Source organism: Sorangiineae bacterium MSr11367, assembly GCA_037157805.1.
GTDB classification, from domain to species: domain Bacteria; phylum Myxococcota_A; class Polyangia; order Polyangiales; family Polyangiaceae; genus Pendulispora; species Pendulispora rubella.
In genome coordinates this window covers 1,608,378-1,612,467 of record CP089983.1, presented here as the reverse complement: position 1 = coordinate 1,612,467, position 4,090 = coordinate 1,608,378, and the positions used below count along the sequence as shown (strand labels likewise).

Sequence of the window (4,090 nt, the reverse complement as noted above, 5' to 3'; positions counted from 1 at the left end):
GGATACACGTCGCCCTCGTCGGAAACGACGTCCCGATTGGTTCTTCGTTGGAGTGGATGGGATCGACCTATGGGCTAGACAGGCCGTCTCCGGTTACGTCATCGATCCGATTCACCGGCCGCTGCGTGCGGTGTCGAGCTTCCCGCGCGCATCGTCCCAAGAGGGCAATTCGTTGTTCGTCGGGCTGGACCAATGTGTCGTCTCCCAACCGTGCGTATGCGTGGTGGCCAGCGGCATCACCGCGCGATGGTCTTTGCCGATCACCCACGCCATCATCGACGCTTCGTCTTTCCAGATGGAGAGACTGCGGCCCGATCCGCAGTGCTTCGAGGTGCCGAACTTCGCCGCGAGCAATCCCGGATAGGTGAAGGAAATCTGAATCGACTCGATGGTCTTCTGCTGAATCACCGGACGGCCTTCGTCGGTGGGCCACCCGACGGTGGTCGCGACGACGAAGCCCGCGGGAAGCGGCTCCCTGAGCTTTCCCGTGTTGGCGTCGATCTGCACGCCGCTCCAGGGTAGGTCGTCGGCGATGTCCGACTCGTCGCACTTGGCGAGTTCGGCAATGGTCTTCTTCGGGGGCGTATTGTCATTGCTATCCGACGACGAGCAGCCAACGGCAATGGCCATCACTGCGCCCGACGCCAACACATAACCCAGACGTGTCATTTTACACTCCATCTCCAACCATCATTCGTGAATACCAAGCGAGCCGAGATCGACTGGAAAAATCAACCCCGGCTCTAGAAGCGAAATACGTAGCGAAGCTATTTGCTATCGGACACCGACACGAAATAGAGCTCGTCGAAGCGCCGGTTCAAACGAGGAGAATCGAAATTTCGACGCACTCCGTAGCTGCTCACGCTCATCCAGCTGGCGCTGCGGTGCGAACGAGAAAGCTCGACCACCCAGCGCTCCCGATCGTCGGGCATGCGCAGTGAGAAGTACGTGTACGAACCAGCGTCCAATACGTTCTCTACGCGGCCCGAGAAGGCCTCGCGGCGGAACTCGAAATCCGAATTGGCCAAGGGCGAACCGGAGGAGTCGACCTTCGAGCCGTGCCGACAACCAAAATACGCCGTGGCCGAAATGGCCACGAAAAGCGAGGCTACCAGCGCCTTCGTACCGCGACGCATGCGGCCCTTCGAGACCGAAGAGCGAACATCGTTGCGTTGGAGCAAAACGTCGTTCGTAGTCACTTTATCTCACTGTAGCGTTGCATGGGTTCTGGTCAAGGACGGTGCGTCAACAATCCGACGCATTGAACGAGAATGATTCCAACTCAATAATACCTAATATGAATCACCAATTCTCGACCAGGACACAACAACGTCCAGGTTCGAGCTCCCATTGAGCAAATGGCAATTTGCACAATGCGAGAATTAAGCAGGTACGCTAACCGGAGCGCGGTACGCGCGGCTGCTTTCGTGTCCATGATAGGACTCGCGGCCGCACTTCAAAGTCGCCCGCGTGGAGTACAAATTCGCTCCGCGAGGCAGGTGTTTCGGCTGGTTTTCAGCCCAGACGGAGGTAGCGCTCCGCAGGCGCGACCGCGAGTTGCCTAACTCTACTGCGGGAGGTTACATCCCAAACTCGAAAGGCTCGTGAATGCCGAAGAGCGGCAGCGTGACAATCGCGGCGGGGCCGCCGTCATGCGCACTTCGGCAGGCGAGGGTCGCCATGACTTTTGGCGACCATTGTATCGGGCAGCGGGCGAGGGCGCCGGCCCCGCCGGGATTGTTCCGCTGCCGCGGTTCGACTTGAACGAAGATCTCGATTGGAAACGCAACCTCCCGCTGTAAAGTTAACGATGGCGCCAGGGGGCATCGCCACCCCGGCTGCGGACGCCGGCATAGGCCTGATAGGCATATTCCGCGAGCGTCACCTGTTGGATCTGTGTGCTGCCCTCGATGATTTCCATGATCTTGGCATCACCGAGGTAACGCTGCAGGGGATAGTCCGCACTGCAGCCGTTCGCACCGTGAATCTGCAAGGCATCGGAGGCCGCACGAACCGCCGCCGTCGACGCGAAATACTTGGCCACCGACGCTGCCTCGAGGGCTCCGGGGTTCTTGGCATCCCGCAGCCGTCCGGCTTCGAGGCAGAGCAGCTTGGCCGCGCGAAAATCGGTAAAGATATTGGTAATCATGCGCCGGATCAACTGATGATCTTTGATGGGCGACCCAAATGTCTCGCGCTGGTTCGCATAGGCGATCGATGCCTCGAGACAGGCTTCGAGGATCCCCACGGATCCCCATGCGACGGTGTAGCGGCCCAGATCGAGCGCGGTCGAAGCTACTTGCGATACGCCCAAGCCTCGCCGGCCGAGTAGATTCTTCTCGGGGACTCGGCATCCGTCGAATCGAACGCTCGCAGTCATCGATGCGCGGATTCCAATGAGATCCGTAATCAGCTCGGTGCTCAGGCCGGGCGTTTCGCGTTCGACCAAGAAGGCGGTGGGGCCCTCCTCGGTTCGCCCGACGACGAGAAAGAGGGTGGCCGTTTCCCCGTAGGTAATCCACGACTTGTGGCCGTCGATGCGCCAATCGGATCCATCGGGGGAGATGCGGGTGGCGACACTCTTGGCGTCGCTGCCCGCGTTGGGCTCGGAAAGCGCGAGGGCGCCGATTCGCTCCCCGGTGGCGAGTTTGGGGAGCCACGTTTCTTTTTGAGCTCGGCTACCCCAGCGCGAGATGGCGTGGGCGACCATCGTGTGGACGGTGAGAAGGCTCCGGACGGACGAACAGGCGCGGCCGATGGTGCCCGCCAAGATGCCAAGTGTGATGGCATCGCGGCCGCCGCCGCCGAACTCCTTCGATATGGATAGGCCCAGAAGGCCCCGCTCGGCAAGGGTACGAACGAGCTCCGGGGGCGTGCGCTGCGCTCGGTGAAACTCGTCGGCAAACGGTGCGATGTGCTGATCGACGAATTCCTGGAACTCCGCCTGGGCGGCCGTGTGTTCGGGGGTCAGGTGCTCTGCTGCAGGTCGTTCCGGTGCAAGTCCCGTGTTCATTTAGTCAAGCATCCCTGATTTGGGTTTCCCGCAGTGTGCGGAGCAAATTTCGACGACAGCGCAAAGATTCCCAATCAATCATACGTAGCATCGATAATGCCCCCATCAAATCGAATTTGAAATGCATTCAAGTGAATCGACACTACGCCGGGGATGCGATGTCTCGTGTGTCTCATATCTTCTCAATCGATATTGGGAGGGGGCAACGGCGTAGAGATGTCGAAACGTCATACGGGCAGCACCATCGCCGTTCGGACGATGCCGCCACGGTCGTCGCCGGCGGCGCCATTCGTCGGGCCTATCTGGAGATCGAAGCGCCCCTCGAAGGAGCGGCCCAATACGAGCTTCGGGGTCAGCGTCTCCAGAAGGCGCACGGAGAACTGGCCTGAGGCGTCATCCGCGGACTCGACCGCGGCCGCGCGAAATCCGAAGTACCGACGAACTTGTGGGTACAGGCACTTGTACAGCGTCTCCTTCGCCGAAAAGATCACCGTGAGCGCCGTCGCTGGGCTCCAGTTCATGGCGCGCGCGAGCTCGGCCACTTCGTGAGGCGCAGCGACCTTGGGCAGCGTCATCAAGTTTGCGGCATTTTCTTCCGACATGACGACCTCCACATCGAGGCCGATCCCGAGCGCGTCGGTCGCGCGTGCCACTGCGGCGGACGCGAAGTCGTTCGTATGCGTGATAGCTCCGACGAATCCCTCCGGCCAGATGGGCTCGCGATGCGGGCCGACGGCAAGGGAGGCATCATCGAAAACGAGGTCGGTCGGTGCGTTTCCCATCAAGCTTTCGAGAGCCCGCCGTGCGCACTTACGACCCGCGCGAAATTCCACCTGACGCCGGCTGGGCGCCTTTTGAATCGATTCCGGTATCGGGATTTCCGAGAAGGACGACGGCACCTCGCGATCGAACGCGACGCTGTGATGCGCGACGAACGCGGGGAACAATGAACGACTCGAACCGGACACCACCATAACGAACTACAATTTTCACGACGAGCACCATCTCGATGCCGGCTCGTCCTCTCACAAACTATACGGGCAACGGTCGGAATGTACTGCCGGCGCCACCAAAAAA

The 4,090-nt window shown here is 60.4% G+C and carries 4 protein-coding genes; all 4 read right to left on the bottom strand.

All coding sequences use genetic code 11. The features are described 5' to 3' along the window. Nucleotides 1-111: 111 nt before the first annotated feature. On the bottom strand, nt 112-669 hold the full coding sequence (locus tag LVJ94_06530; GenBank protein ID WXB06890.1) for a hypothetical protein: 558 nt from the start codon (nt 667-669) through the stop codon (nt 112-114). Nucleotides 670-767: 98 nt separating this feature from the next. After that, on the bottom strand, nt 768-1,136 hold the full coding sequence (locus tag LVJ94_06525; protein ID WXB06889.1) for a hypothetical protein: 369 nt from the start codon (nt 1,134-1,136) through the stop codon (nt 768-770). A 668-nt stretch (nt 1,137-1,804) separates the two neighbouring features. Beyond that, nucleotides 1,805-3,013, bottom strand: coding sequence for an acyl-CoA dehydrogenase family protein (locus LVJ94_06520; protein ID WXB06888.1), 1,209 nt, complete (start codon nt 3,011-3,013; stop codon nt 1,805-1,807). Nucleotides 3,014-3,240: 227 nt separating this feature from the next. Beyond that, on the bottom strand, nt 3,241-3,987 hold the full coding sequence (locus LVJ94_06515) for a 4'-phosphopantetheinyl transferase superfamily protein (protein ID WXB06887.1): 747 nt from the start codon (nt 3,985-3,987) through the stop codon (nt 3,241-3,243). Between the last annotated feature and the right edge of the window lie 103 nt (nt 3,988-4,090).

What these genes read in the sequence shown, in the direction of transcription:
- LVJ94_06530 (WXB06890.1), bottom strand. Translation starts at nt 669, where the DNA reads ATGACACGTCTGGGTTATGTGTTGGCGTCGGGCGCAGTGATGGCCATT.
- LVJ94_06525 (WXB06889.1), bottom strand. Translation starts at nt 1,136, where the DNA reads ATGCGTCGCGGTACGAAGGCGCTGGTAGCCTCGCTTTTCGTGGCCATT.
- LVJ94_06520 (WXB06888.1), bottom strand. Translation starts at nt 3,013, where the DNA reads ATGAACACGGGACTTGCACCGGAACGACCTGCAGCAGAGCACCTGACC.
- LVJ94_06515 (WXB06887.1), bottom strand. Translation starts at nt 3,987, where the DNA reads ATGGTGGTGTCCGGTTCGAGTCGTTCATTGTTCCCCGCGTTCGTCGCG.